Consider the following 25,131-nt stretch of genomic DNA (forward strand, 5'->3'; position numbering starts at 1 on the left):
TCATTTGAATACCTTATGGAAATGAAGAAGAAGAACAGTCAAACTGTTATGATTTTCGAGCAATATACTGGTTGATTAATAACGTTAATTTATCTTCAAACGTTTCCTGTACAAGCTCTAAATCTTGTCCGAAACGATGAAGATACTTTGCGGCTTGTGCACGAGTTAACATCTTATTGGCTAAACAATAAGCCATCTCATCGCGCTTTTTATCAAATCGCGGTTCAAGAAACCATTGGCATGTTTCTGTATCTAAATTCGCTAATGTTTGTTGTGCTAGTTGGCAGAACGTGTCGATGTGCTCTATTCCATCTGGCCCTAAGCATCCTGGCTCAAGGCGATACAGCACGATTAATTTATTATCAAACATGTTAAGCGTCGCATCCTATGCGTAGACAAGAATTCTTATAACATTTATGAAAAATAACAATCATAAATTTATAGCTGATTGGCGTTAATCATAGCCTGTTTAAAGTTATCAATATAGTGCTGAATTGGAACGATATCTTCTTTAAGTCGACGATTACGCCCAAGCAATGATGATTCAACGAATAAATCAAACCATGCTGTTAATGCCAAGCCTTGTAATGGTTCATCAATTGCGTGAAATGCTAATGCAGCTACTTCTGCAGTAGATAATTGAAAATCATGGCTGCCTTTTCTTAACTCATAAGTGGCTAACGTTTCCGGTGTGAAGGATAACAAAGGCAGTTTATGAAGGTACGGGCTTTTTTTGAACATTTTAATTGCTTGGCGCCAGCTACCATCCAATAAAATCAATAAAGGTATCTTTGGAGCAGATGAACCATGCTTAGCCTGCGGGATGATATGGGGATTCTCAGTCGAGCAGTTCAGTTGATTAATATGTTCAATCACTGGCTGACCCTCTTGGGCATACTGTTCTGGAAATATCAACATAGGTTGATATTTAGGATCATTTATCATATCGACCATCTGCTTACTCGGCTCAGTACGAGACCACAGAAAAGCACTGGTATTAGGGACAAGATCAGCTATTAGCCTGCCACTATTGGTAGGTTTTAGTACTTCATCATCGTACATTATCAACATGAAGTTAGCAGACGTTTTAAGATACTCTCTATGCAAGCAAGTGCAAAAAAGTTCGCCTAATAAACACCATGGGCAACGGACTAACTTTTTGCCTCTTGCTGCAAAAGGTTTAGTTGAAATGGATTTACGATATTGATAAAGACGATGAACAGCATGTTGCTGCTCTTTAGGTAACGCCAACATGCAAGGCTCTCTTTGAAAATGACTATAGCATCATGATGATGTCAGCTAGTATTTGGAAATGAATAACGGACAGCAATCACATAGCCATTATGGCTTAATTCAGATTATAACACGCGATTAATGCTGTTAAAATAATTCATCACCCGAAGGTGATGAATTATAAACTTAGAACTAAAGTATTCTGCGAAGCAAGAAATCCGCTTTAAGCCGCTTGATTCTAGTCATAATTTTTTTCACAGGAACAGGATACTTCTGTAACGTTTCAATTTGGCTATAATGAAACAGCTTTTCAGTATGCGTCAGAATATAGTCTTGTTCTTGCTCAAACTTTTCTTTCCAAGCGCCAGATTCATCATGCAACAACAGACCGTTTTCTAAATCTAACGCCCAAGCTCTTGGGTTTAAATTTGAACCAGTAATCAGATGCTTTTTACCATCAGCGCTGATCCCTTTTAAATGGTAACTATTAATACCATTTTTCCAAAGGTGGATGCGTAGTTGGCCACTTTCAACTGCCCACTGTTGGCGTTTAACAAACTTTCGTAATGATTGCTCATACATATACGGAAGCGCACCAATGGTTGAAAATTCTTTTTCTGGCGGAATATAAAAGTCATTTGCCGTTTTATCACCGACAACAATATCAATACTTTTGCCATTTCTTAAATGACGAGTAAGTGCCCTAACCAATGCATTCGGCGGATTAAAGTAAGGCGTACAAATGAATAGTGACTCTTGTGATTCGTCAACAAGCTTTACTACTACCTCATTTAACTTATTCTTTTTTCGGCCCAAGCCAACTAGCGGTGTAACCCGGTTACCAATACGTGTGCTTTCAAATTCATATTTAGAACGACCTAAACGCACTTTAAAAGTACGAACATCATTTTTCTCAGGACATTGCTCAACGTCTTTATCTTGAGTTAATGAACATACAGCGGGATCGCTGACTAAGAACTGATGAATGTATTGACGCATGCTTTGAGCTAACTCAGCAGACTCAATTAAGTGATAGCGATCGAAACGATATTTTTCAAACTGTTGGAAGTAAATATTATTGATACTGGCGCCACTAAAAATTACGGCATCATCGATAATAAAACCTTTAAGGTGCAGAACCCCCATAAATTCGCGAGATTTTACAGGTACCCCAAGGATATCAAACGGTACCTCTGCCTCTAACATAGCTTTTCGGTACATAATATAATTGCCACTATCACCTTTATGACCAATAAGTCCACGGCGAGCGCGGTGATAATCAACTAACACGACAATGTCTAAATCAGGGTTTGCTGCTTTGGCAGCAAGTAACGCAGTTAAAACTTCACGGCCAGCCTCATCATCTTCAAGATAGAGGGCTGCGATATAAATGGCATTCTTTGCCGTCGCAATACGTGATAATAACTCAGTTTTAAACTGAAGCGGTTCTAGCAACCATTTTAATGAATCCGCTTGTAATGCGATACCACCTAGCTTATCCAGCAAGGCAACCTCCTTAAATGTTCCTCAATGACGTCATTGAGCAAACGTACGCGCAATTTTACGAATACCTATTACAGAAAGTATTTCTTTGAAGAAGTACTAAACGTTTTGATGTGGTACTCATTCTGTTTGTAAATATAACGCGTCGTAAAAACTAATTAACAAAATATTTGGAAATAGAAATTACCTACTAATAGGCTGCGGGGCAAGGTTTTTCTGCATTCAAACAACTGTTTGGTTAGTTTATGAGAGGCAATTAATACAATTAAGAATAAAACCTAACGAATTTCTCACGAAATAACGCAAGTATTTACAGGCATCAAAGGTTAAAAAATCGAAATTTTAACTGATTATAGATTCATTAGGTGTAAACCTAAGCTAAATGGCGTATTTTATCGATAACACAACCTTCCTTAGCTGCTTATGTCTTTTATAAAAAAATCTTGGCTAACCTCCTTCAAGCCAACGCCAATGATACTCTTACTTGGCTTGAGTTTACCAGTCAAAGCTAATGAGTACATCGATAACATGATGAAAATCATTAGTCCTGCGCAATCTCAAATTGCCGTGAATATTTGGGATGTATCTAATGGTAAAACCGTGTATCGCATTAATGATCAAACATTAATGTTACCTGCCAGCATTCAAAAGGTAATCACTGCCGTTGCTGCAAGTAAGCAGTTAGGCAAAACTTTTCAATATGAAACAAGCCTAACCTATGACGGCGCTATCAATGATGGCACATTAAATGGGAATCTGTATCTGCACTTTCAAGGTGATCCAACCTTAAAGCGCGCCCACTTAACGACGTTAATCAACCAACTCACTGAATTAAAAATCAGCCAGATTTCAGGTGATGTAATCTTGATTGCTCATGCATCTAATCAAACCAGAGCACCTGGTTGGGCGTGGGACGATTTAGGTATTTGTTATGCGGCGCCAGTATCAAATTTTATTATTGATAGAAACTGTGCCAAAGCGACATTAAGCCCAACTGAAGAACGTTCAACTGTTAAAGTAAAATCAATTTACCCTATAAACATCAAAACGACAGCAGAGTTTGATCCAACAATTCCGGTCAAAGATGCGCAAATGCATTTTTGTGAATTACACATGCAACGCTTTGACGGCAACCATTATAAAATCGAGGGCTGTTATCCAGGAAAGAAACCAATCAGACTCGCTATCGCAGTCAATGACCCTAAATTATATAGCCAACAGGTCATCAGTGATTTATTAACCCAAAAAGGCATCCAGTTTACTGAGGTTAAAACGGCCGAAAATGCCCCGACTACACAAACAGTAATCGCAACCCATTATTCAAAGCCTCTACCTGATTTACTTAAAATCATGTTGCAAAAATCAGATAATTTAATCGCTGATAGTTTATTAAAACAAATTGGCCTAAGCTATTTCCATCAACAAAAGCATAAAGTTAATCACCATGATGATATTACTCAATCTGCTCGCAGTGATAGCTTTACTCTAGGCGCAAAAGCGATTGAAAGTATCATGCTAGAGCTTGGTCTCCCGTTCATTGAAGCCAATATAACTGACGGCTCGGGTTTATCTCGCTATAACTTATTGACCGCACAACAAATGATGTCCTTATTGCAGTTCATTAAACAAGATAAAGACACTCAGTATATTGAGCAGTTATTACCTGTATCAGGTCGCTCTGGCACTTTAAAACACAAAGCTTATTATAATCAGCCACCGCTTAAAAATGTGGTTCAAGCTAAAACAGGGACTATGATGGGGGTTGAGAATTTAGCGGGTTATATCACTGCGAGTAATGGTAAACAATATGCTTTTGTCATCATCGAAAATGGCCTAAGTGCTAAGGCAAAAAAAGCTCGCCTGGCGCCATTTAGTGCCCTTTTTCTGCAAACCTTAAATGACTTACCAAATTAACAATAAAGATTTAACCTTTTAAAACGACATAAAAAAGCACTTTGAATAACTCAAAGTGCTTTTAATTTTCTTTTTTACTCGCATACAAGCCAAACGGTTTTAGTCGACGAGATTGTTCCCTAAAATAACTCTGCTGGCATATCCATAATAGCGCTATCGCCTCGAGATACCTGCGCTAGATGGAAGTCAGCTTTAGGTAATACTTTTTCCATATAAAACTTAGCGACGTAGCTTTTTTGTTCGGTAAAGTTTGCATCGTCATGCCCTACCGCTTTGTCAGCTAGCAGTAATGAATAGTAACCATAAAGTATGTAGCCAAAGGCATCTAAGAAATCTACAGCGCTTGCATTGATTAATGCAGGCTGAGTTAGCTTATTATCATTGATGTGACTCGCAATGCTAAGTAGGTTATCAAATCGAGTGCTAATAGCAGATTTTTCTTCAGCTGAAACGTGCTGTAACTCATTTAGCTCAGCAGTAATTTCTGCTACAAATTGACTCAATGTTGCTAGGTTATCACCTGTCACTTTGCGGCCTAAGAAATCAATGGCTTGAATACCATTAGTCCCTTCATAAATTTGTGCGATCCGTGTGTCACGTACAAATTGCTCAATGCCTGTTTCGCGAATATAACCGTGACCGCCAAATACTTGCTGAGCCATAATTGTTGCATCTAAACCACGATCAGTTAGAAATGCTTTAGATACTGGCGTGAGTAGTCCAACGTATTTTGCAGCCTTTGTTTGAACATCACCTTCGCCATGTTTAGCTAAATCTAATTGCTTGCCAGTGAATACTGAAAGTGCTCTACCCGCATCTGTGATTGATTTAATAGTCAGTAACATTCTACGGACATCACCGTGAACGATAATGGGGTCAGCTGCAGCGCCTGTAGGTGAACCACCAGCAGCAACACCTTGAACACGTTCTTTGGCATAATCAGCAGCCATTTGATACGCCCCCTGAGCACTGCCTAAGCCTTGAATACCTATCGCTAGACGCTCATAGTTCATCATAGTGAACATACACACTAAACCACGGTCGACTCTACCAACTAAGTAGCCTTGTGCATTATCATAATTCATAACACAAGTCGCTGACGCTTTAAGCCCCATTTTGTGTTCAATTGAGCCAACAGATACGCCGTTAGGCTCGCCCAAAGTCCCATCATCGTTGACTGAAATCTTTGGAACTAAAAATAACGAAATACCTTTAGAGTTCGGCAGTTTAGCAAGCACTAAATGAATAACGTTTTCAGTTAAATCATGATCGCCGCCAGTAATGAAAATTTTACTACCAGAAATTAAGTAACTGCCATCTTCTTGTGGTTCAGCTTTAGTACGAATATTACGAAGATCTGAACCTGCTTGCGGCTCTGTCATGTCCATGGCACCAGACCATTGGCCTGAATATAGATTTGGTAAATATTTCTCTTTTAATTCTTCTGTAGCATGGGCATTGATACATAAAGCAGCACCAGCAGTCAGTGAGCTGTATAAAGTGAAAGAGTTACATGCGCTGTAGTTCATTTCATCAACTAAAACGCCTAACATTTTTGGCATTCCCATACCGCCAAAGTCTGGCTCGCCACATAAGCCAACCCAGCCACCATCAGAAAATTGTTGATAAGCTTCTTTAAATCCATCTGGCGTAATAACCTTGCTACCTTCGTGCCTTACTTCTTGCTCGTCACCATTTCTGTTAATAGGTTGAATCAAGTCACGGCTAATCTTGCTAGCTTCATCTAGAATAGCGACTGCGGTGTCCATATCGACCATTTCAGCCATAGCTGGCATGTTTTGCCATGTGGTATTGGCATCAAAGACGTTTTCTAATAAGAATTGCATGTCTTTCAAAGGAGCTTGGTAAGGATTCATATCACACTCTTAAACAGATAATTAAAACAGTTGTTTCAATTTATACAAAAGGACTATGAAACACAAGCTGTATCTGTAGTAAAAAGCATAAATAATGAATAAATTTTACAAATAAACAAGCCACTCACTACTTGGTTATGAGTCGCATAAATACGCCTAAAAATAGCGAAAATTAGACAAGGTTTTGAATTCGAAGTGAGTATAAAAGAACAACTACATACTAGCTAAAGAAACAAGAACACAGTTAAGTGAGATAACGGCTTAAACATGTTATTGAGCCGATGAACGTTCGAATGCTGCACCAAGTAGAGAAAAGTAATCTAAAATAGCAGCCATAATTTGCTCTCTATGGCCGACATTTGGGTATATTAACCGAGTTGCTTGATCTGATTTAGTCGTTCCTGACACAAGATAATTATTGCTTAAAGATCCAAACGATTCTATTGAAGATTCAAAAGCACGCGCCATTAGTTCTGTAGGCTTAGAGAAATAATAACTGCCTTGTACCTTATCAACCTTAATTGCATTGGTCACAAACTCACTAGCAGACTGACCATCTTCACTTAATAAAACAAGTTTAAACAAGTGTGATAGCTTATCGTTAAGCGCATGTGGTTTTAATAGATGATCATTAAGCCATAAATCTGATGCACAAGCATACTTGCTGTGACGATCTTCAAAGGCTTTCGCCACTATATAATGATCAAATGCATGCCAAAACTCATGCGCTAACGCACCAGCACCGGCATTTTTAGCTAATGCTAACTCTCTTGTGCTTGGGGAATAATGTGCTTGCACACCTTTTTGGCCACCACGACCAAATAGCATATTTAATGTCTTTCTAAGACCAATAAGTTCGGTGGGAACATTCAGTATCTGAGAAAGATCTGCTAAAGAATCAAAAATTAAATTTGCTGCAATTTTTGACTCATCAGCAGTCACCCATTTACCCACACTGATATGCCTTAAGCCAAACGTTTGTTTGATATCATTAAAATTGGCTTGCTCGCCAAGGCGATAATCTAGTCCATTGCGAAAATATTGTGTATGTTGCAGCAAAACGGAATAACCTATTCGTGGCTAAATTTTCAAACGATAAAACAGTCATAAAAAATGCCTCAATATGAGGCATTTTTTAAGATAATGAATTACCACATAAGGTCATCAGGGATAGCATAATCCGCATATGGATCATCTTCTTTAGTCACTTGCTCAGTTTGATTATCATCAGTATCAGTCCAAAGATAACCACACCATTCTGGTACCAATAAATTGACGCGTTCAGCTAATTTATGCGGTACTAGATAGCTTTTATCTTCGTAACGGATAATACCAACTGCACCAGAAAGTAACTGACCTTGTAATTTCTCATTCACATAAACTGATAAGATTTTATTATTAACCGTGAAGTTAAATTTAATTTCAGCATCAGTAGGAATTGAAATAGCGAACTTGGTAAACTCAGTGATGAGTCCACGCACTTGGCCTTTTTCTTCAGCTTCTGCAAAACGTTTTTCATTTAATGCACGATCTTTCTCAGCTTGCTCAAGTTTTTGCTGTGCAATTTGTTGCTTTAAATCTGCACTACCATCATCTATCTTGGCTTTCTTCTGCTTACGTTTTTGAGTTTTAACATCACGCGCTTTTTGTTTGCTCGCTAATCCTGCTTTAAGCAATTGCTCTTGTAATGCGTTTGCCATTTAAATCACCTTAAAATTATTTACTATTCTGGCATGTGTTTCGCTAATGCATCCATTGCCGCGCCTGCACCACCTAAAGACCAACCACCATCAACGGGTAAGATTGTTCCAGTGATGTAAGACGCCATATCCGATGCTAAAAATAATGCTGCGTTTGCAATATCTGATTTAACTCCATTGCGTTTCAATGGCACACTGTCAGCTATCATTGATTTTAATGCTTTACTTGGTGCTAAGCGATCAAAACCTTCTGTTTCGTCAATTGGTCCTGGTACTATCGAATTGACTCTAATCCCATCTACGCCCCATTCTATTGCTAACGTGCGAGTTAGCATATCTACACCGGCTTTGGCTGCACAAACATGTACTTGCAGCGCCATTGGCACATAAGCCTGTGGTGCAGAAATCTGAATAACATTGGCACTGGTTTTACCGTCAGCTTGACTAATAGCTTTTGTCAGCAGTGGATAAGCTTGCTTAATAACTTGGAAACTTCCAAGCAGGTCAATGTCCATTACTGATTTAAATCCATTCGCTGATAGATCTTTAGCGCGCGAAGCAAAATTCCCTGCGGCGCCGCTTACCAGAACATCGATATGGCCAAATGCTTGTTCTATATTGGTAAAACCTTGACTAACAGCCTCAATGTCACGGACATCAAAACTAACCCCAAGATGCTTTCCATTTGGGTTTACTAATTTAAGTTCATTTACAGCTGAGTTAACTTTTTCAACACTACGACTCGCTACAGCAACATTGGCTCCTTGCTTAGCAAAAGCGCATGCTATGCCAAGGTTAATTCCACTGGTTCCGCCTATAACAACAACATTCTTTCCTTGATAATCAAACATTAAACGCTCCTGATTTGTTGTGTTGTAAAGTAAACCGTATTGACACTAGTTAAACGCATCACAGGTTTACTTTTAGTCTCAGCTGTAATCGACTCTATTTAAGTGAATCTACAATTTGGTGCAATGAAGCCAGTGGATCTGCCGCTTTAGTTATCGGTCTTCCAATCACTAAAAAGTCAGAGCCTGCCGCTACTGCTTTAGGTGGTGTCATCACTCGATGCTGATCGCCTACATCAGCGCCAACAGGCCTAATACCTGGAGTCACTAAATTAAACGATTGGCCAAAAGATGACTTTAACATCGTCGCTTCTTGTGCAGAACAAACAACCCCGTCAAGGCCAGCTCTATGTGTAAGCGCTGCTAAGCGTTTAACGTGCTCTTGTGCAGGCACATTAATGCCCAAAAGCGCTAAGTCTTCATCGCTCATCGATGTTAAAACGGTAACGGCGATAAGTAATGGCGCATCATTGCCGTAGTTAACAAGTGCTTTCTTGGCAGCTTCCATCATGGCTAGCCCACCACTTGCATGAACGTTGGTCATCCATACCCCTAAATCTGCAGCAGCTGACACTGCCTTAGCAACGGTATTTGGAATATCATGAAATTTTAAATCTAGAAATAAATCAAAGTCACGGTCATGTATGTCTTTAACCAATTGTGGCCCAAATAAAGTGAACATTTCTTTACCCACTTTTAAACGGCACATCGTTGGATCAAGCTTGTCGATTAATGATAACGCTTCATTTTTATTATCGTAATCTAAGGCTACTACAATTGGTTTATCAGTCATGTTTACTCCGTAAGATAATCATTAAGCATATTCACAATGAATACGTAATGACGTATGGGTGTTCGTTTTGTAACGCTAGATTGTTGATGTCTTGGTTTACTCACCATCAAGTCCTTTAACACGCTTAATGCTGCCCCACTCTTTGCAAGATGGGCAATGCCAATACAAGCTATGCGCTGGGAACCCACATGAACAACAGCGGTAACTTGGTCTAAATTTAATTTGTTGCTCTACTAACTTTTCAAGCATCGATAAGCTTTGTTTTGCTTGTCCGTCTTCAGCCTGCTTGATATGTAACTGCATTAGATGTTGAAACCCCTTCATCGTAGGATGACGATACAAGTGGTCTAACACCATTTTTTCAGCATTTTTAGTATTTCCTTGCTCAATTTTGTGTTTAGCAAGGGCAATAATTACACTGGCTCCACCGCCGGATTCTAGTGCTTGCTGCAATAGAGATTGATAGCCTTCTAAGTCATTACTGTCTCGGTAAACTTGTCTTGCAACTCCAATAGCGTCGGCAAACAATTCGATATCTGCAAGCTTTAATTCTAAGATGGCTTTTTTACATTGGGAGACTTGATTTGAATCAAGATAGATTTTTGCGAGGGTTAACCAAGCTCTGCCACAATGCTCATCAAGCTTAATGGCTTGTTGAAGTAATTTGATTTTCTCATCGCTTTCAGTCGCTTCATCAGATAACTGGCAATAAAAATGTGCAGTGATGGATTTGAGTGCTTGCTGACGTTTGCGACTTAAGCCTTTAGTGATGTTAATGGCGTTTTGCCATTCTTTGGTCACTTGATAAATCGAGATTAATTCACTTTCTGCTTCTTCGCTATGTTCATCTTGACTAACGAGATTGAGAAAAATTTCTTCTGCACGATCATAAAAGCCCGCTGCTAAATAATCTTTTCCCAGTTCCATCATGGCAATGTCACGTTGCTCGGTGGTGAGACTGGGCCTTGCGATGAGGTTTTGATGGATACGAATTGAGCGATCAACTTCACCACGTTTACGAAATAATGAACCTAAAGATAAATGTGTGTCGATTGTTTCATCATCGACATCTAGCATAGTAATAAAGAGGTCAACTGCTTTGTCTGATTCATTTGAAAGCAAAAAATTAAGCCCAGTGAAATAGTCTCTACTGAGTTTCTTACTTTGTTGCTTTTGATTCTGTCGTATACTTCTACGCCCCATATACCAACCGTAACCGGCTGCTATAGGTAACAACAGAAAGAGGATTTCTAGCATATTATGCAGTGGTATCCTGTGCTATTGGATCAGACACTTTATCAGTTAGCTGAGCAATGGTTTTATTTCGCTTACGAATGACCATTTTCATTTTGAGAATATAGTAACCGGCAAATAACCAGCTAATCAAAAAACCTGCTAAAAACACAATGGCCAAAACAACAGGTAAACGATATTGGCCTTCTGCAACAAAATAGCTGACCGTCACAATTTGTTCGTTTTTGGCACCAAACAATAAGGCGAGAACAAAAAATAATCCAACAATGATAATGGCAATAAACGATTTCACATGCAGCTCCATTCAATCTGTGAGTGATAAAAATTCAATCTTATCAATACAACTGATTATCCAAGATATTTAGCCAAGTAACCAGCTTTGAAAAGCAATAGATACAAAAAAGCCTCCAAAAGGAGGCTTTTTAATCAAGCGTTAATCAATGATTAACCGCATCGACACGTTCGCGCAGTTCTTTGCCAGGCTTAAAGTGCGGTACGTATTTGCCTTCCAATTCAACTGAGGTACCAGTTTTTGGATTACGGCCAACACGCGGTGCACGATAGTGAAGAGAAAAACTACCAAATCCACGGATCTCAATACGATCACCGCCTTCTAATGTTGTTGCCATTTGCTCCAACATTTCTTTAATAGCACTTTCCACTTCTTTTGCCGACAACTGCGACTGCCTAGTGGCAAGTTTTTCGATCAGTTCGGATTTTGTCATCCTATACCCTCTATTATCAAGCCAAACACAGTCGCCTAAAGGGAAACACCAGGTGTTTCCCACACTACAGGCGATTTATTACTTACGAGCTGCTTTAAACGCTTCAGCCATAGCATTACTAATAACAGCATCATCTTGCTTGTTAATAGTTGCCATTGCTTCTTTCTCATCTGCTTCATCTTTCGCACGGATAGATAAGCTGATAGAACGGTTCTTACGATCTACGCCCATGAACTTAGATTCAACTTTGTCACCTACAGAGAATACTGTAGATGCGTCTTCGATACGCTCGCGAGAGATATCTGCAACGCGAAGGTAACCTTCAACAGTTTCAGCTAGTTCAATTGTAACGCCTTTAGCGTCAACAGCAGTAACTACACCATTTACAATAGTACCTTTCTTCTTGTCTGCCAAGTAAGCATTGAAAGGATCGTCTTCAGTTTGCTTAACGCCTAAGCTGATACGCTCACGCTCAGGGTCAACAGAAAGAACTACTGCGTGGATTTCGTCACCTTTCTTGTACTCAGATACAGCGTCTTCGCCAGTACCGTTCCAAGAAATGTCAGATAAGTGAACAAGACCGTCGATGCCACCGTCAAGACCAATGAAGATACCGAAGTCAGTGATAGACTTGATCTTACCAGAAACTTTATCGCCCTTGTTGAAACGAGTAGCGAAATCATCCCATGGGTTAGTCTTACATTGCTTAAGACCTAGAGAAATACGACGACGTTCTTCATCGATGTCTAGAACTAGAACTTCTACTTCATCACCTAAGTTAACAACTTTAGATGGGTGGATGTTCTTGTTAGTCCAATCCATTTCAGAAACGTGAACAAGACCTTCAACGCCTTCTTCGATTTCAACGAAACAACCGTAGTCAGTTAAGTTCGTTACGCGACCAGTTAAACGTGTGTTTTCTGGGTAGCGCTTGCTGATTTCTAACCATGGATCTTCGCCAAGTTGCTTAAGACCTAGTGATACGCGAGTACGCTCACGGTCATACTTAAGAACTTTAACGTTGATTTCGTCACCAACATTAACGATTTCAGATGGGTGCTTAACACGCTTCCAAGCCATATCTGTGATATGTAGAAGACCGTCAACGCCACCTAAGTCTACGAATGCACCGTAGTCAGTAAGGTTCTTAACGATACCTTTAACTGCTTGACCTTCTTGAAGGTTCTCAAGAAGAGCATCACGTTCTGCACTGCTTTCTGATTCGATAACAGCACGACGAGAAACAACAACGTTGTTACGCTTCTGGTCAAGTTTGATAACTTTGAATTCTAATTCTTTGTACTCTAGGTGAGCAGTATCGCGAACTGGGCGAACGTCTACTAGAGAACCTGGTAAGAAGGCACGGATACCGTTTAATTCAACAGTGAAACCACCTTTAACTTTACCATTGATGATACCGATTACAGTTTCAGCATCTTCATAAGCTTTTTCTAGAACAATCCAAGCTTCGTGACGTTTCGCTTTCTCACGAGATAATTGAGTTTCACCGAAACCGTCTTCAACAGAGTCAAGTGCAACATCAACTTCGTCGCCAACAGCGATTTCTAAAACACCTTGAGCGTTTTTGAATTCGTCAGCAGAAATTGGGCTTTCAGACTTAAGACCAGCGTCAACTAGTACAGTACCGTTTTCGATGCGAACAACTACACCACGTACGATAGAACCAGGACGGAACTCAAGTTCATTTAGGGATTGTTCAAATAGATCAGCAAAAGATTCAGTCATTTTATGATTACTTTCTTTTATAAACCACCATCCATCCTAGATGTGGAGTCAATTAATTTATTTACATCATCCGTGACATAAATGTTGTTTCATAACTTCTCAGAATTAAGAAGTTACGTTAAGTTTTTATTGATGTGTTCAAGCACTAGCTCAAGCACTTCATTAATACCTATGCCACTAGTATCAATCACTAGCGCATCATCCGCAGGCACTAAAGGCGAGACTGAACGATTAATATCGCGGTCATCACGTTCAATGATTTCAGATAAAAGGCGATCGATATTAACATCGAACCCCTTGTCCTGCAACTGTTTATAGCGTCGCTGCGCCCTTTCCTCTGCTGATGCAGTAAGGAAGATTTTGGCTGGTGCATTAGGAAAAACGACGGTTCCCATGTCACGGCCATCAGCTACTAATCCAGGTTCAGCACTAAAAGCACGTTGGCGTCTAAGTAGTGCTTCTCTAACACGTGGAAAAGCGGCTATCTTAGAAGCTGCATTACCACATTCTTGAGTACGAATACTGGTTGATACATCTTCGCCTTCTAAAATGACTTTCACTAAATCATTTCCGGCTAAAAACTGCACGTCTAAATGTGAAGCTAACAAGGTAATGGCTTCTTCATTTTCTAATTCAACATCGTGATGAATGGCTGCAAGGGCTAAAACACGATAAATAGCGCCGCTATCTAGTAAATGCCAATCTAATCGTTCAGCAACGAGTTGGCATATTGTCCCTTTTCCTGCACCGCTTGGTCCGTCGATTGTGACTACTGGAGCACGTTCAGACATAAATTCCTCCGAAAAAAAACAATCTTCCATGAATGTAAAAAAGGTTCATCAAAATGAGCGGGCGGCATTGTATAACAATTTGAACCAAAAAACTGGAGAATTTTGTAAGTTCATAAAGAAGATCATAACAACGGCAGTTAATTGACTGCCGTCATTATTTTTATGCTTGGTAAGATTAAATTAGCAAGCTAAACGTGCGAACTCACTGAAATATGTCGGGAAGGTTTTAGAAGTACAATCAGGATCGTTAATCGTAATTCCACAAGGCGCAAAGGCCATCATTGAAAAACACATCGCCATACGATGGTCGTTATAGGTATCGATATCAGCAGTATTCAATACATCAGGAGGCGTGACTGAAATATAATCATGGCCCTCTTCTACTGTTGCTCCAACCTTTCTAAGTTCTGTAGCCATAGCTGCTAAACGATCGGTTTCTTTAATACGCCAATTATAAATATTGGTTATTTTGGTTGTTCCTTCTGCAAATAATGCCGCTGTTGCAATTGTCATTGCAGCATCAGGAATATGATTCATATCTAAATCAACCGCAGTTAGTTTCGCTTGACGTGAAATAATATAATCATCACCCCACTCGATATCAGCGCCCATTTTCTCAAGGACATCTGCAAATTTGACATCACCTTGTATGCTTAATTTACCAACACCTGTTACTTTGACTTCACCGCCTTGAATTGCACCTGCAGCAAGAAAATACGATGCCGATGAAGCGTCACCTTCAACTAACACTTTACCTGGTGATACATATTGCTGGCCGGATTTAATTTCAAATCTGCGGTAGTCGTGGTTTATGACTTCAACCCCAAATTGAGCCATTAAGGCTATAGTGATATCAATATACGGTTTAGAAACTAACTCACCTTTAATATTAATATTGACTGAGTCTTTAGTTAATGGCGCAACCATGAGTAATGCAGTTAAGAACTGGCTCGACAAGTCGCCAGCTATCTCAACTTCTCCACCATTTAATCCATCAGCATTAATGGTTAAAGGTGGAAAACCATCATTTTTTAAATAAGTCACACTAGCGCCTAACTGACGCAAAGAATCAACCAAATCGCCAATTGGTCTTTCTTCCATTCTCGGCTCACCTGTTAATGTAAATTCCCCAGAACCAAGTGTTAACGCAGCGCAAAGCGGTCTCATTGCTGTACCTGCATTACCTAAAAATAGCGTTTCAGCTTGCTTTGCAGTGATAGGGTTTCCTAAACCTTCAAGTTCGCAAACGGTATTATTATCTGATAACTCATATTGAACGCCTAGCTGTTTAAGCGAGGCTAACATGTATCGAATATCATCAGAGTCCAGTAAATTCGTTAAGGTTGTTTTACCTTTAGCAAGAGTCGCCAATAGTAAGGCTCTGTTAGAGATACTTTTTGAGCCTGGAATGTTAACAACACCACTGACTTTTTCTACGGGTTCAAGACGCAACTGTTTCATGAAAAATTCTTCTTAAATGAGTTCTAGCAAAATGCAAGAATGGATATGATTAAAGACAAAGCGACGTCTATGTCAATTTATCTATACGATTCTGATTGATAGTTAGATAATAATTATTCTTGACTACAAATTTACTCATTGCAGCCCACGATACAAGGGCTTTTAATAAAAAAATGACGGATTTATGTCGAACTTGAATAAAATGAATGAAAAAACCACTATTTTGCTTATCGATTTAGCTTAAATGACAAAAATTAACCTTGCACTGTAAACCTTCATTTAGAAAAACAGTTAATTTTAAAATTAGTTATTTTTTTACATTTCAATCCGCAATTAAACCACGTTATCCTAAAGCGAATCCTACCATTATTTGATATTTATAAGGTCAATGACCATGTTCAAAACATTAACAGCCATGCCAGCAGATCCAATTCTTGGTTTGCTGACACAATATCGACAAGACTCTCACCCACAAAAAATCGACTTAGGTGTTGGCGTTTATAAAGATCCTGCTGGCCATACGCCCATTTTAGACTGCGTAAAAATAGCAGAGCAACAACGCACAGACACCGAAACAACCAAAGTCTATATCGGCCCTACAGGCTCTGAAAACTTTAATCAGTTAATGTCTGAACTTGCATTCGGACAAACCCACCCCGCTTTACTTGCTAATCGTGTAAAAACGGTTTCAACACCAGGTGGCACTGGCGCATTAAGAGTTGCAGCTGAGTTTATTAAAACCTGTAAACCGAATGCTGTTATTTGGGTAAGCGATCCAACATGGGCAAATCATACTGGATTGTTTGAAGCTGCAGGCTTAACAGTTAACACCTATCCTTATTATGATTACGACACTAAAACCTTAAAATTTGATGAAATGAAAGCGGCTCTCAGTCAAATTGGTCCGGATGATGTCGTTTTACTTCATGCCTGTTGCCATAACCCGAGTGGTATGGATTTATCCACCGAGCAGTGGGATGAAGTCATTGCAATTACTGCAAAACAAGGATTTACTCCATTAATTGATATGGCATATCAAGGTTTTGGGGATGGCGTTGATGAAGATGCTTATGGTGTACGCCAAATGGCTGCTGCAGTAGAGGAAATGATTTTATGTAGCTCTTGCTCTAAAAACTTTGGTCTTTACCGCGAAAGAATTGGGGCGTGTACGCTTGTTGCTGACAATAGCCAAACAGCAAACATCGCTTTTTCTGTGCTTTTGTATGTAGTTCGCTGTATTTACTCAATGCCGCCTGCCCATGGTGCAGCGCTAGTTGAAACCATTCTCGGAACTGCTGAGCTTAAACAGCAATGGCTAAGTGAACTAACCATAATGCGTGATCGCATAAACGGTAATCGTCAAATGTTAGTGGATAAGCTAATTGAAAATGGCGTAACACAGGACTTTAGCTTCATTGCCAAACAAAAAGGGATGTTTTCATTCCTGGGTATTAATCCTGCACAAGTGGAGCAATTGAAACAAGAGCACAGTATCTATATGGTCGATTCAAGCAGAATGAGTATCGCTGGTATTAGCGAATCAAATGTAGATTATCTTGCTAAGTCTATTGCTAAAGTTCTGTAAGTTTTCTTTTATTCAGAAATGTAAAAGCGAATTGTTTTCATCAATTCGCTTTTTTTAAGTTTAGACTTATTCGGGTTTACATTTTGCTCAGCCTTACTTGTAAACTTAGCATTATGAGTCATGTTTTTAATCAGCTAGCGTAAGGTTAAATCTTACAACTTGATTGCATCTCAAACGAACTGACATTAATAAAAAAGCCACTCATAAAGTGGCTTTTTTTTAAGACATGGTTTAATTGGACGAAAACTGAGTCATTATTTGTACTGACTCGCAAAAGCTTCCATAAATGTCACTAAGGCTTTTACGCCGTCTAATGGCATTGCATTGTAGATACTGGCACGCATACCGCCAACAATTCTATGACCTTTTAATGCGACTAAGCCTGCCTGTTCAGCTTGTTTTAAAAATTCACTATCGAGCGAGCTATCCACTAATTGAAAAGTCACATTCATTCGAGAGCGATTCTGAATTGCAACCCCATTAGTATAAAATGGATTATTGTCAATGCATTGATAAAGTAAGGCTGCTTTTTGCTTATTAAGGTCCTCCATAGCTTTAACGCCCCCTTGCGCAGATAACCAATCAAACACTTCAGCAGCTAGGTACCATGCAAATGTAGGTGGGGTATTAAACATTGAGTCATTCGCTTGTGCGACTGAGTAATCCATTATTGATGATTGAGTTAGACTCGGTAAATTCAACATATCATCTCGAACAATTACAATTGATAACCCTGATGGACCGATATTTTTTTGTGCACCTGCATAGATAACCGCGTATTTACTAACATCGATATCACGAGACATTATGGTTGATGATAAGTCGACAACTACAGGCCATGGACTGTCTAAGTCATCAAAAATTTCAATTCCATCTACGGTTTCATTGGCACAAAAGTGAACATAACGATAATCATCATCCAGTTTATGTAAGTCAGGCAAGACCACTTGATTTAAGCCATCTTGTTTTTCGACAATGTTGATTTGATCAATGTTGTTTTCACCGACTATCTTGACGGCTTCTTTTACCGCAGCCGAAGACCATTGTCCATTAACTAGATAGAGCGCTTTACCGTTGTCACCAAGAAAATTGTTAACAACATTAGTAAATTGCCCTCTTCCACCGCCATGCATAAACAGAACATGATAGTTAGAAGGTATGTTCATTAGTTCACGTAATGTTTTTTCAGCATGCTGAGTCAGGGCAATAAATTCTTTACTTCGGTGGCTTATTTCCATCACGGACACGCCAAGACCATTCCAATCGATTAATTCCTGCTGAGCTTTTTGCATCACAGCTTGAGGTAACATGGCAGGTCCGGCACAAAAATTGAAAATATCGCTCACAGCAGTATCCTTTATCGTTTGATGGTAAAACTTTCTTTTTATAGCAATTTGATATGCAGTATATAGCAACTGTTTGCTTGCTAAAATGAAAAAAAATCATTTAAATTTTGTATCAGAAACTTGTTTATATAAACTTGAACTGAATTAACTTTTTGTACACTTTTTTTGATAGAATTCACTGCTGTTTTTAATTTTTATGTACTTACTGAGCTGACCTTATAATCAAACTCAATGAATAAATAAAAATTGATAACGGGTAAACCACTTATGATTACACAAGCGTAATCGCAAATAAGTCAGTAAAATATGGTCTTAGTACTAAACTGAGACTGTAACAATAATGAATAATCCGTTTTAACGGAAATTGGATCGATTGATGTATTTAAAACCCTTTTTGCTGTTTGGCACTGTAACAATTGCCAGTATCTGCTCACAAGCCAATGCAAAACAATCTGACTACATAACCGTCGCAGATCAGTTTAAACAACACTTTCACCAGCAATTGAAACAAAGCAAAGTACCTGGTGGGGCCTTCGTTATTGTTGAAGGAAATGAAGTTTTATCTCTAAGTACCTTCGGCAAACGTAAAAAAGGTGGCAAACTCAATGTAAATCAAGACACTGTATTTCGTTTGGCATCGGTATCAAAAACCTTCGCCGGTACCTTAGCGAGTATGTTAGTCAATGAGCGAAAGCTAAGCTGGCAACAGCCTATTGTTAAGTACTTACCAGAATTCACCCTCGCCAATAAAGCTAACGCTGAAGAAATAACCTTAGCGCATGTAATTGGTCAAAGTACTGGTTTGATGCCTAATAGTTACGATAATTTAATTAATGCCAATGTTAAAATGGACAAAATTATCAACAAGTTCTCTGAGCTAACCCCAATGTGCAGCCCCGGAGTTTGTTATGGCTATCAGAACGTGGCATTTTCATTTATTGAAACGGCCATAGAGCAGCAATCTGGAATGGCTTATGAAGATTTATTGCAACAAAAGATTTTTTCGCCTCTAGATATGAATACTGCAACAGTCGGCTATGATGCTTTCATGGCAAGAGAAAACCGTGCAGAACCTCATGTAAAAACAAAATCGGGTTTTCGTAAAGTCACGGTAAAGCCTAATTACTATAAATTACCATCCGCTGCAGGCGTCAATGCCAGTATCAATGACATATCGAAATGGCTAATTGCCAATTTAGGTGAGAATCCTGGTGTCATTGCAAACAGTGTGATTAGAGATGTCACGACGCCAGGCGTTAGAACAACCAAAGAGTTACGCCGCCGTGACTGGCGAGCACACCTTGATAATGCACATTACGGTAAAGGCTGGCGAGTATATGAATTTGAAGGCCGTCCATTAATTTATCATGCTGGTTGGGTCGCAGGTTACGTTGCAGAAATATCGTACTCACCCGAGTTGAATATTGGTATGGCGATGTTGTTAAACGGTGAATCAAGAGTGATTGCTAAATTAAGCTCTACCTTTTGGAAAAATGCTTTCGAACAAGCGAATAAAAATAAATCTTAGTGCGTAACTCGCCCTATCCACCTGTTATCTTTATAAACATTCAAGCGTAAAAAAGGATGCCATTTGGCATCCTTTTTTGTATCACACTATCAGAATGTTATTGGTGATTAAGCATCTGATTCTGGTGTAGCTGAATCGTCAGCAGCATTCGTTTCAATGCTCTCAACGCTTTCGCCTTCTGTACCTTCTTCGATTTGCTCATCTTCTTCAATTTCATCAAGACGCTGCAAGCCAACCACTTTCTCATCGTCAGCTGTTCGAATAATGGTGACACCTTGCGTGTTACGACCAATCAGTGAAACACCATTTGAAGGAGTACGTACAAGCGTACCTTTGTTACTAATGAGCATGATTTCTTCAGATTCAGTAACTTGAACTGCGCCAACTACGGCACCATTACGTTCACTGACTTTGATAGAAACAACACCTTTCGTGCCACGACTCTTCGCAGGATACTCTGATAAGTCGGTACGTTTACCGTAACCGTTTTCGGTAACAGTAAGAATTGCACCTTCTTCTTTAGGAATGATCATGGAAACAACTTTTTGACCATCTTCAAGTTTAATACCGCGAACACCAGTAGCCGTTCGGCCCATTGGACGAATAGCAATTAAGTCTTCACCAGTTTCAGGGTCTTTTTTCACTTCACCCGTTTCTGAATCACGTACTTTTTCGTTGAAGCGAACCACTTTACCTTCGTTAGAGAACAACATAATGTCGTCACTACCGTTAGTAATATCGACGCCAATTAATTGGTCATCATCTTTAAGGTTTACTGCAATAATGCCGTTTGCACGTGGATTACTGTATGCAGTCAATGCCGTTTTCTTAACCGTACCGTGCGCTGTTGCCATAACAATAAACTTATCATCAGCGTATTCGCGTACAGGTAAGATAGCAGTAATGCGCTCACCATCAGCAAGAGGTAATAAGTTAATAATTGGACGGCCACGAGCTGTTCGACTTGCAAGTGGTAACTGGTACACTTTAAGCCAGTACATTTTGCCAAAGTCAGAGAAACATAAAATCGTATCGTGAGTATTCGCAACAAGCAGTTTTTCAACGAAATCTTCGTCTTTCACTTTCGTTGCCGCTTTACCCTTACCACCACGACGTTGAGCTTGATAATCAGTTAGAGGCTGATACTTCGCATATCCCATATGAGATAGCGTTACAACAACATCTTCTTCATTGATTAAGTCCTCAAGACTCATATCAACTTCATTTTGATTAATCACAGTGCGGCGTTCATCACCATACTGCTCAAGCATTTCTTCGAGCTCTTCTTTGATCACTTCCATTAAGCGTTCAGGGCTACGAAGAATGAACAGCAAGCTTGCAATGAACTCAAGTAATTCTTCGTATTCGTTAAGAATTTTCTCGTGTTCAAGGCCTGTTAAGCGATGAAGACGTAGTTCAAGAATGGCTTGCGCTTGTTGCTCAGTTAAATAGTATTTGCCATCGCGGATACCAAAGTCTGGTTCTAACCATTCTGGACGAGCTGCATCATCACCTGCTTTTTCTAGCATGCCTTGTACGTGGCCTAGATCCCACCCTTGCTCAACTAATTTCACTTTTGCTTCAGCTGGCGTTGGTGAGTTCTTAATCAGCGCAATAATCGGATCGATATTCGCTAATGCAATCGCAAGTGCTTCAAGGATATGAGCACGGTCACGCGCTTTACGTAATTCAAAAACAGTACGACGAGTAACAACTTCACGGCGATGAAGAATAAAGCACTCAAGCATTTCTTTAAGGTTGAACAATTTAGGCTGACCGTTAGTCAATGCCACCATGTTGATACCAAAAGAACATTGCATCTGAGTTTGAGCGTATAAGTTGTTCAGAACAACTTCGCCTACTTCACCACGTTTAATCTCAACAACGATACGCATACCGTCTTTGTCAGACTCATCACGTAAGCCTGTAATACCTTCAATTTTCTTATCCTTAACAAGCTCGGCGATTTTTTCAATCAAACGTGCTTTGTTAACTTGATAAGGAATTTCGGTAACGATAATACGTTCACGACCGTTATCTTCTTCAATCTCAGCTTTAGAGCGCATGACGGCACGGCCACGACCCGTTTTGTAAGCATCAATAATACCTTTACGGCCATTAATTGTTGCAGCTGTTGGGAAATCAGGTCCTGGAATATGTTCCATTAACTGTTCGATTGAAAGACTTGGTTCAGCAATCAATGCTAAACAGCCATTAATGACTTCAGTGATATTATGAGGCGGGATATTGGTCGCCATACCCACAGCAATACCGGATGAACCATTAATTAATAAGGTTGGTACGCGTGTTGGTAATACTGCTGGAATAAACTCTGTACCATCATAGTTAGGTACAAAATCTACTGTTTCTTTTTCTAAATCGGCTAAAAGTGAATGAGCCAATTTTTCCATACGGATTTCGGTATAACGCATTGCCGCAGCAGAATCACCATCTACTGAACCAAAGTTACCTTGGCCGTCAACAAGCGTATAACGCATTGAGAATGGCTGCGCCAAACGAACGATTGTGTCATATACAGCTGTATCACCATGTGGGTGATACTTACCGATTACGTCACCAACAACACGAGCTGATTTTTTATAAGGCTTATTGTAGTCGTTCTTTAATTCGTTCATTGCGAATAGAACACGACGGTGAACAGGTTTTAACCCGTCACGAACGTCGGGTAATGCACGACCTACGATTACACTCATCGCATAATCTAAATAAGAATTCTTTAGTTCGTCTTCGATGTTAATTGGCGAAATTGATGTTGCCAGATCAGTCATAAACTGCTCGTTCCCCTAAAATTAGCGCACAATAATTATTCCATTTTATTGTGTAGCTCAAAAACGTGATTTGGCATTCTAACACAGATATATAAAGTGGCTAGACCCTAGAACAACAATAAGTGAATGCAAGTGAAAAACTTAATAAAAACAGCGATAATTCCCCTAATTTGATTCGTAAGTTCTACTTTTTAATATCCTTATATACGTGTTTTGATAATTAATGTGTTTTTTATCGGCAATGATTGCTGCTTATATAATCAATTGAAAATTAATCTTGTTTTATCTCACTTTGTTTATTGAAACGGATGGTTATAATACCTGCAATAATCATAAATATATTATGGGTCCTGTTATGTCTAATCACGAAAACCAAAATCAACAAAATGTTGATCACCAAGAAATCGAAAAGTTTGCTCAAATGGCACAGTCTTGGTGGGATCCAAATGGTGATTTCAAACCACTACACCAACTTAATCCTTTAAGGTTAAATTATATCGATCAAACTTGCGGCGGTTTGTTTGATAAACACGTTATTGATATCGGTTGTGGCGGCGGTATTTTATCTGAGAGCATGGCAAAAATCGGCGCTAAAGTTACCGGTCTTGATATGGGTGATGCGCAAATTGAAGTGGCCAAGCTTCATGCGCTCGAAACTGGTATCGATATTCACTATGACACTATGACTGCAGAAGAACACGCTGCTAACAATAGCGAAAAATATGACGTCGTAACGTGTATGGAAATGCTTGAGCACGTACCGGATCCATTATCAGTGATTCGTGCATGCTGCGATATGGTAAAGCCAGATGGCTTTGTTTTCTTTTCTACCATTAATAGAAATATGATGTCTTACATACAAGCGATAGTAGGCGCAGAATATGTATTAAAGATGCTGCCTGTTGGTACCCATGATCACAGTAAGTTTATTAAGCCCTCAGAATTAATCAATTTGGTCGATCAAACTGATTTAATCTGTAGAGACGCCTTAGGCATTACTCATAACCCGTTAACAGGTGTGTATAAATATACAAATAAACTTGACGTAAACTATATGATAGCGACTCAAAAAGCTGGATAAAACACACAATTCAGGTCATGTCTTTGATTAATAGTTAATGGTTAATGATTAAAGGACATGACCACTTATTGTCTATTAGCAGTATTCAAAACCAGGCTAGTTGATGTTCTACACTTTTATTTGATGTCATTTTTAGTCTGTTTACTTAGCTTGCTTAGTTAACCTATTTATTCGTTTGATTACTTAACCCAATATAACGTGACGTTACTCTTTCCATTATTGATAAACGAATTAAACCTTAAGGTAGTACAATGAATCAAATTAGTGCGACGGATCAGATTAAAGCAGTATTATTTGATTTGGATGGAACCTTGGCTGATACCGCACCCGATCTGGTATATGCATTAAATTTAGCCTTGCAAGAGCGCGATATCGCCCCTAAGTCCGTCGAAGCACTACGCTATTCAGCTTCACACGGAAGTTTGGCCTTAGTAAATGCTGCTGTACCTGAGTTAAATGAATCAGAGCAAGTAAGCATTCAACAGAGTCTGCTTAAACACTATAAAAAAGTGAATGGTCAAAAAGCCTCTTTATTTGAAGGTTTAGCCTCATTTCTCACTTTACTTGAAACAAAAGCAATACCGTTTGGGGTGGTTACAAATAAACAAGCAAAGTTTACTCGTCCGTTAATTGATGCTTTAGGGCTAACTGAACGTTTAACGAGTATCGTTAGTGGCGACTCTACCCTTCACCCTAAACCTCACACTGCCCCCATGTTATTAGCAGCTCAGCAAATTAACTGTGCGCCTGCAAATATATTGTACCTAGGTGATGCTGAGCGCGATCTAGTCGCCGCCAATAATGCCGGCATGATTGGCGGCACTGCCATGTGGGGATACCTTTCAGACGACGACCAGCCAGACTTATGGCCAAGTAAAATTGTATTTAACACAGTTAACGATTTACACCATTTTTTTGAATAATAAGAGCAACTAAAATAGTACTCTTCATAAATTC

The 25,131-nt window shown here is 39.3% G+C and carries 21 protein-coding genes; 5 read left to right on the forward strand and 16 right to left on the reverse strand.

Annotation, left to right across the window (positions count from 1 at the left end; genetic code table 11):
- Positions 1–46 precede the first annotated feature (46 nt).
- The 3 genes from J8L86_RS03355 to pssA all read right to left on the reverse strand — a co-directional run bounded on the left by J8L86_RS03355 (position 47) and on the right by pssA (position 2,739).
- On the reverse strand, positions 47–370 hold the full coding sequence (locus tag J8L86_RS03355) for a hypothetical protein (protein WP_055024559.1): 324 nt from the start codon (positions 368–370) through the stop codon (positions 47–49).
- A gap of 68 nt (positions 371–438) precedes the next feature.
- The gene (locus tag J8L86_RS03360) at positions 439–1,254 is read right to left on the reverse strand and encodes a DTW domain-containing protein (protein ID WP_211028698.1); all 816 of its coding nucleotides are present in this window, start codon (positions 1,252–1,254) and stop codon (positions 439–441) included.
- A gap of 171 nt (positions 1,255–1,425) precedes the next feature.
- Complete coding sequence (gene pssA / locus J8L86_RS03365; protein ID WP_211028700.1) at positions 1,426–2,739, reverse strand: CDP-diacylglycerol--serine O-phosphatidyltransferase; 1,314 nt, start codon at positions 2,737–2,739, stop codon at positions 1,426–1,428.
- A 468-nt stretch (positions 2,740–3,207) separates the two neighbouring features.
- Between pssA and dacB the strand changes: the two genes are divergently transcribed.
- Positions 3,208–4,650: a D-alanyl-D-alanine carboxypeptidase/D-alanyl-D-alanine-endopeptidase gene (dacB, locus tag J8L86_RS03370; protein ID WP_211028702.1), complete on the forward strand. Its 1,443-nt coding sequence runs from the start codon at positions 3,208–3,210 to the stop codon at positions 4,648–4,650.
- A 119-nt stretch (positions 4,651–4,769) separates the two neighbouring features.
- Here dacB and J8L86_RS03375 read toward each other — a convergent pair whose 3' ends face one another.
- The 11 genes from J8L86_RS03375 to aroA all read right to left on the reverse strand — a co-directional run bounded on the left by J8L86_RS03375 (position 4,770) and on the right by aroA (position 15,845).
- Positions 4,770–6,527, reverse strand: a complete 1,758-nt coding sequence (locus J8L86_RS03375) for an acyl-CoA dehydrogenase family protein (RefSeq protein WP_211028703.1) — start codon at positions 6,525–6,527, stop codon at positions 4,770–4,772.
- A 270-nt stretch (positions 6,528–6,797) separates the two neighbouring features.
- A complete protein-coding gene (locus J8L86_RS03380) occupies positions 6,798–7,586 on the reverse strand; it encodes a CLCA_X family protein (protein WP_211028704.1) in 789 nt (262 codons plus the stop codon).
- A gap of 89 nt (positions 7,587–7,675) precedes the next feature.
- Complete coding sequence (locus tag J8L86_RS03385; protein ID WP_065108039.1) at positions 7,676–8,227, reverse strand: DUF2058 domain-containing protein; 552 nt, start codon at positions 8,225–8,227, stop codon at positions 7,676–7,678.
- Positions 8,228–8,250: 23 nt separating this feature from the next.
- Complete coding sequence (locus J8L86_RS03390; RefSeq protein WP_211028706.1) at positions 8,251–9,078, reverse strand: SDR family oxidoreductase; 828 nt, start codon at positions 9,076–9,078, stop codon at positions 8,251–8,253.
- A 94-nt stretch (positions 9,079–9,172) separates the two neighbouring features.
- Positions 9,173–9,868 carry an orotidine-5'-phosphate decarboxylase gene (gene pyrF, locus J8L86_RS03395; RefSeq protein ID WP_065108037.1) on the reverse strand — a complete coding sequence of 232 codons (696 nt, stop codon included), beginning with the start codon at positions 9,866–9,868 and terminating at the stop codon, positions 9,173–9,175.
- A gap of 96 nt (positions 9,869–9,964) precedes the next feature.
- Positions 9,965–11,125: a lipopolysaccharide assembly protein LapB gene (gene lapB, locus J8L86_RS03400; RefSeq protein WP_055024568.1), complete on the reverse strand. Its 1,161-nt coding sequence runs from the start codon at positions 11,123–11,125 to the stop codon at positions 9,965–9,967.
- A gap of 1 nt (position 11,126) precedes the next feature.
- On the reverse strand, positions 11,127–11,414 hold the full coding sequence (locus J8L86_RS03405; protein ID WP_055024569.1) for a lipopolysaccharide assembly protein LapA domain-containing protein: 288 nt from the start codon (positions 11,412–11,414) through the stop codon (positions 11,127–11,129).
- A gap of 145 nt (positions 11,415–11,559) precedes the next feature.
- Positions 11,560–11,847: an integration host factor subunit beta gene (gene ihfB / locus J8L86_RS03410; RefSeq protein ID WP_055024570.1), complete on the reverse strand. Its 288-nt coding sequence runs from the start codon at positions 11,845–11,847 to the stop codon at positions 11,560–11,562.
- Between the two features lie 78 nt (positions 11,848–11,925).
- The gene (gene rpsA, locus J8L86_RS03415; RefSeq protein ID WP_263863673.1) at positions 11,926–13,614 is read right to left on the reverse strand and encodes a 30S ribosomal protein S1; all 1,689 of its coding nucleotides are present in this window, start codon (positions 13,612–13,614) and stop codon (positions 11,926–11,928) included.
- A gap of 92 nt (positions 13,615–13,706) precedes the next feature.
- The gene (gene cmk / locus J8L86_RS03420) at positions 13,707–14,384 is read right to left on the reverse strand and encodes a (d)CMP kinase (protein WP_055024572.1); all 678 of its coding nucleotides are present in this window, start codon (positions 14,382–14,384) and stop codon (positions 13,707–13,709) included.
- Positions 14,385–14,564: 180 nt separating this feature from the next.
- The gene (gene aroA / locus J8L86_RS03425) at positions 14,565–15,845 is read right to left on the reverse strand and encodes a 3-phosphoshikimate 1-carboxyvinyltransferase (RefSeq protein WP_211028708.1); all 1,281 of its coding nucleotides are present in this window, start codon (positions 15,843–15,845) and stop codon (positions 14,565–14,567) included.
- Between the two features lie 394 nt (positions 15,846–16,239).
- Here aroA and J8L86_RS03430 point away from each other — a divergent pair, with 394 nt between their 5' ends.
- Complete coding sequence (locus tag J8L86_RS03430) at positions 16,240–17,430, forward strand: amino acid aminotransferase (RefSeq protein WP_211028710.1); 1,191 nt, start codon at positions 16,240–16,242, stop codon at positions 17,428–17,430.
- 254 nt (positions 17,431–17,684) lie between these two features.
- Here the strand turns inward: J8L86_RS03430 and serC are convergent, their stop codons facing one another.
- Positions 17,685–18,776: a 3-phosphoserine/phosphohydroxythreonine transaminase gene (serC, locus tag J8L86_RS03435; protein ID WP_211028712.1), complete on the reverse strand. Its 1,092-nt coding sequence runs from the start codon at positions 18,774–18,776 to the stop codon at positions 17,685–17,687.
- A gap of 376 nt (positions 18,777–19,152) precedes the next feature.
- On the opposite strand from serC, the gene J8L86_RS03440 reads away from it, so the two are divergent.
- Entirely contained in the window at positions 19,153–20,304 is a 1,152-nt protein-coding gene (locus tag J8L86_RS03440; RefSeq protein ID WP_065108033.1) for a serine hydrolase domain-containing protein, read from the forward strand.
- 107 nt (positions 20,305–20,411) lie between these two features.
- Here J8L86_RS03440 and gyrA read toward each other — a convergent pair whose 3' ends face one another.
- Entirely contained in the window at positions 20,412–23,093 is a 2,682-nt protein-coding gene (gene gyrA, locus J8L86_RS03445) for a DNA gyrase subunit A (protein ID WP_065108032.1), read from the reverse strand.
- Between the two features lie 355 nt (positions 23,094–23,448).
- Here gyrA and ubiG point away from each other — a divergent pair, with 355 nt between their 5' ends.
- Positions 23,449–24,174, forward strand: a complete 726-nt coding sequence (gene ubiG / locus J8L86_RS03450; RefSeq protein ID WP_211028714.1) for a bifunctional 2-polyprenyl-6-hydroxyphenol methylase/3-demethylubiquinol 3-O-methyltransferase UbiG — start codon at positions 23,449–23,451, stop codon at positions 24,172–24,174.
- A gap of 251 nt (positions 24,175–24,425) precedes the next feature.
- The gene (locus J8L86_RS03455) at positions 24,426–25,097 is read left to right on the forward strand and encodes an HAD-IA family hydrolase (protein ID WP_211028715.1); all 672 of its coding nucleotides are present in this window, start codon (positions 24,426–24,428) and stop codon (positions 25,095–25,097) included.
- Positions 25,098–25,131: the final 34 nt, after the last annotated feature.

The sequence above is a fragment of the Shewanella sp. MMG014 genome (assembly GCF_018100775.1).
GTDB classification, from domain to species: Bacteria; Pseudomonadota; Gammaproteobacteria; order Enterobacterales; family Shewanellaceae; genus Shewanella; species Shewanella japonica.

Excerpts from the sequence above, each read along its gene's own strand:
- J8L86_RS03385 (WP_065108039.1), bottom strand. The coding sequence starts at position 8,227 with ATGGCAAACGCATTACAAGAGCAATTGCTTAAAGCAGGATTAGCGAGC.
- ubiG (WP_211028714.1), top strand. The coding sequence starts at position 23,449 with ATGTCTAATCACGAAAACCAAAATCAACAAAATGTTGATCACCAAGAA.
- cmk (WP_055024572.1), bottom strand. The coding sequence starts at position 14,384 with ATGTCTGAACGTGCTCCAGTAGTCACAATCGACGGACCAAGCGGTGCA.
- ihfB (WP_055024570.1), bottom strand. The coding sequence starts at position 11,847 with ATGACAAAATCCGAACTGATCGAAAAACTTGCCACTAGGCAGTCGCAG.
- pyrF (WP_065108037.1), bottom strand. The coding sequence starts at position 9,868 with ATGACTGATAAACCAATTGTAGTAGCCTTAGATTACGATAATAAAAAT.
- J8L86_RS03430 (WP_211028710.1), top strand. The coding sequence starts at position 16,240 with ATGTTCAAAACATTAACAGCCATGCCAGCAGATCCAATTCTTGGTTTG.
- J8L86_RS03455 (WP_211028715.1), top strand. The coding sequence starts at position 24,426 with ATGAATCAAATTAGTGCGACGGATCAGATTAAAGCAGTATTATTTGAT.
- aroA (WP_211028708.1), bottom strand. The coding sequence starts at position 15,845 with ATGAAACAGTTGCGTCTTGAACCCGTAGAAAAAGTCAGTGGTGTTGTT.
- lapB (WP_055024568.1), bottom strand. The coding sequence starts at position 11,125 with ATGCTAGAAATCCTCTTTCTGTTGTTACCTATAGCAGCCGGTTACGGT.
- gyrA (WP_065108032.1), bottom strand. The coding sequence starts at position 23,093 with ATGACTGATCTGGCAACATCAATTTCGCCAATTAACATCGAAGACGAA.
- J8L86_RS03440 (WP_065108033.1), top strand. The coding sequence starts at position 19,153 with ATGTATTTAAAACCCTTTTTGCTGTTTGGCACTGTAACAATTGCCAGT.
- dacB (WP_211028702.1), top strand. The coding sequence starts at position 3,208 with ATGATACTCTTACTTGGCTTGAGTTTACCAGTCAAAGCTAATGAGTAC.
- J8L86_RS03355 (WP_055024559.1), bottom strand. The coding sequence starts at position 370 with ATGTTTGATAATAAATTAATCGTGCTGTATCGCCTTGAGCCAGGATGC.
- J8L86_RS03360 (WP_211028698.1), bottom strand. The coding sequence starts at position 1,254 with ATGTTGGCGTTACCTAAAGAGCAGCAACATGCTGTTCATCGTCTTTAT.
- J8L86_RS03375 (WP_211028703.1), bottom strand. The coding sequence starts at position 6,527 with ATGAATCCTTACCAAGCTCCTTTGAAAGACATGCAATTCTTATTAGAA.
- J8L86_RS03390 (WP_211028706.1), bottom strand. The coding sequence starts at position 9,078 with ATGTTTGATTATCAAGGAAAGAATGTTGTTGTTATAGGCGGAACCAGT.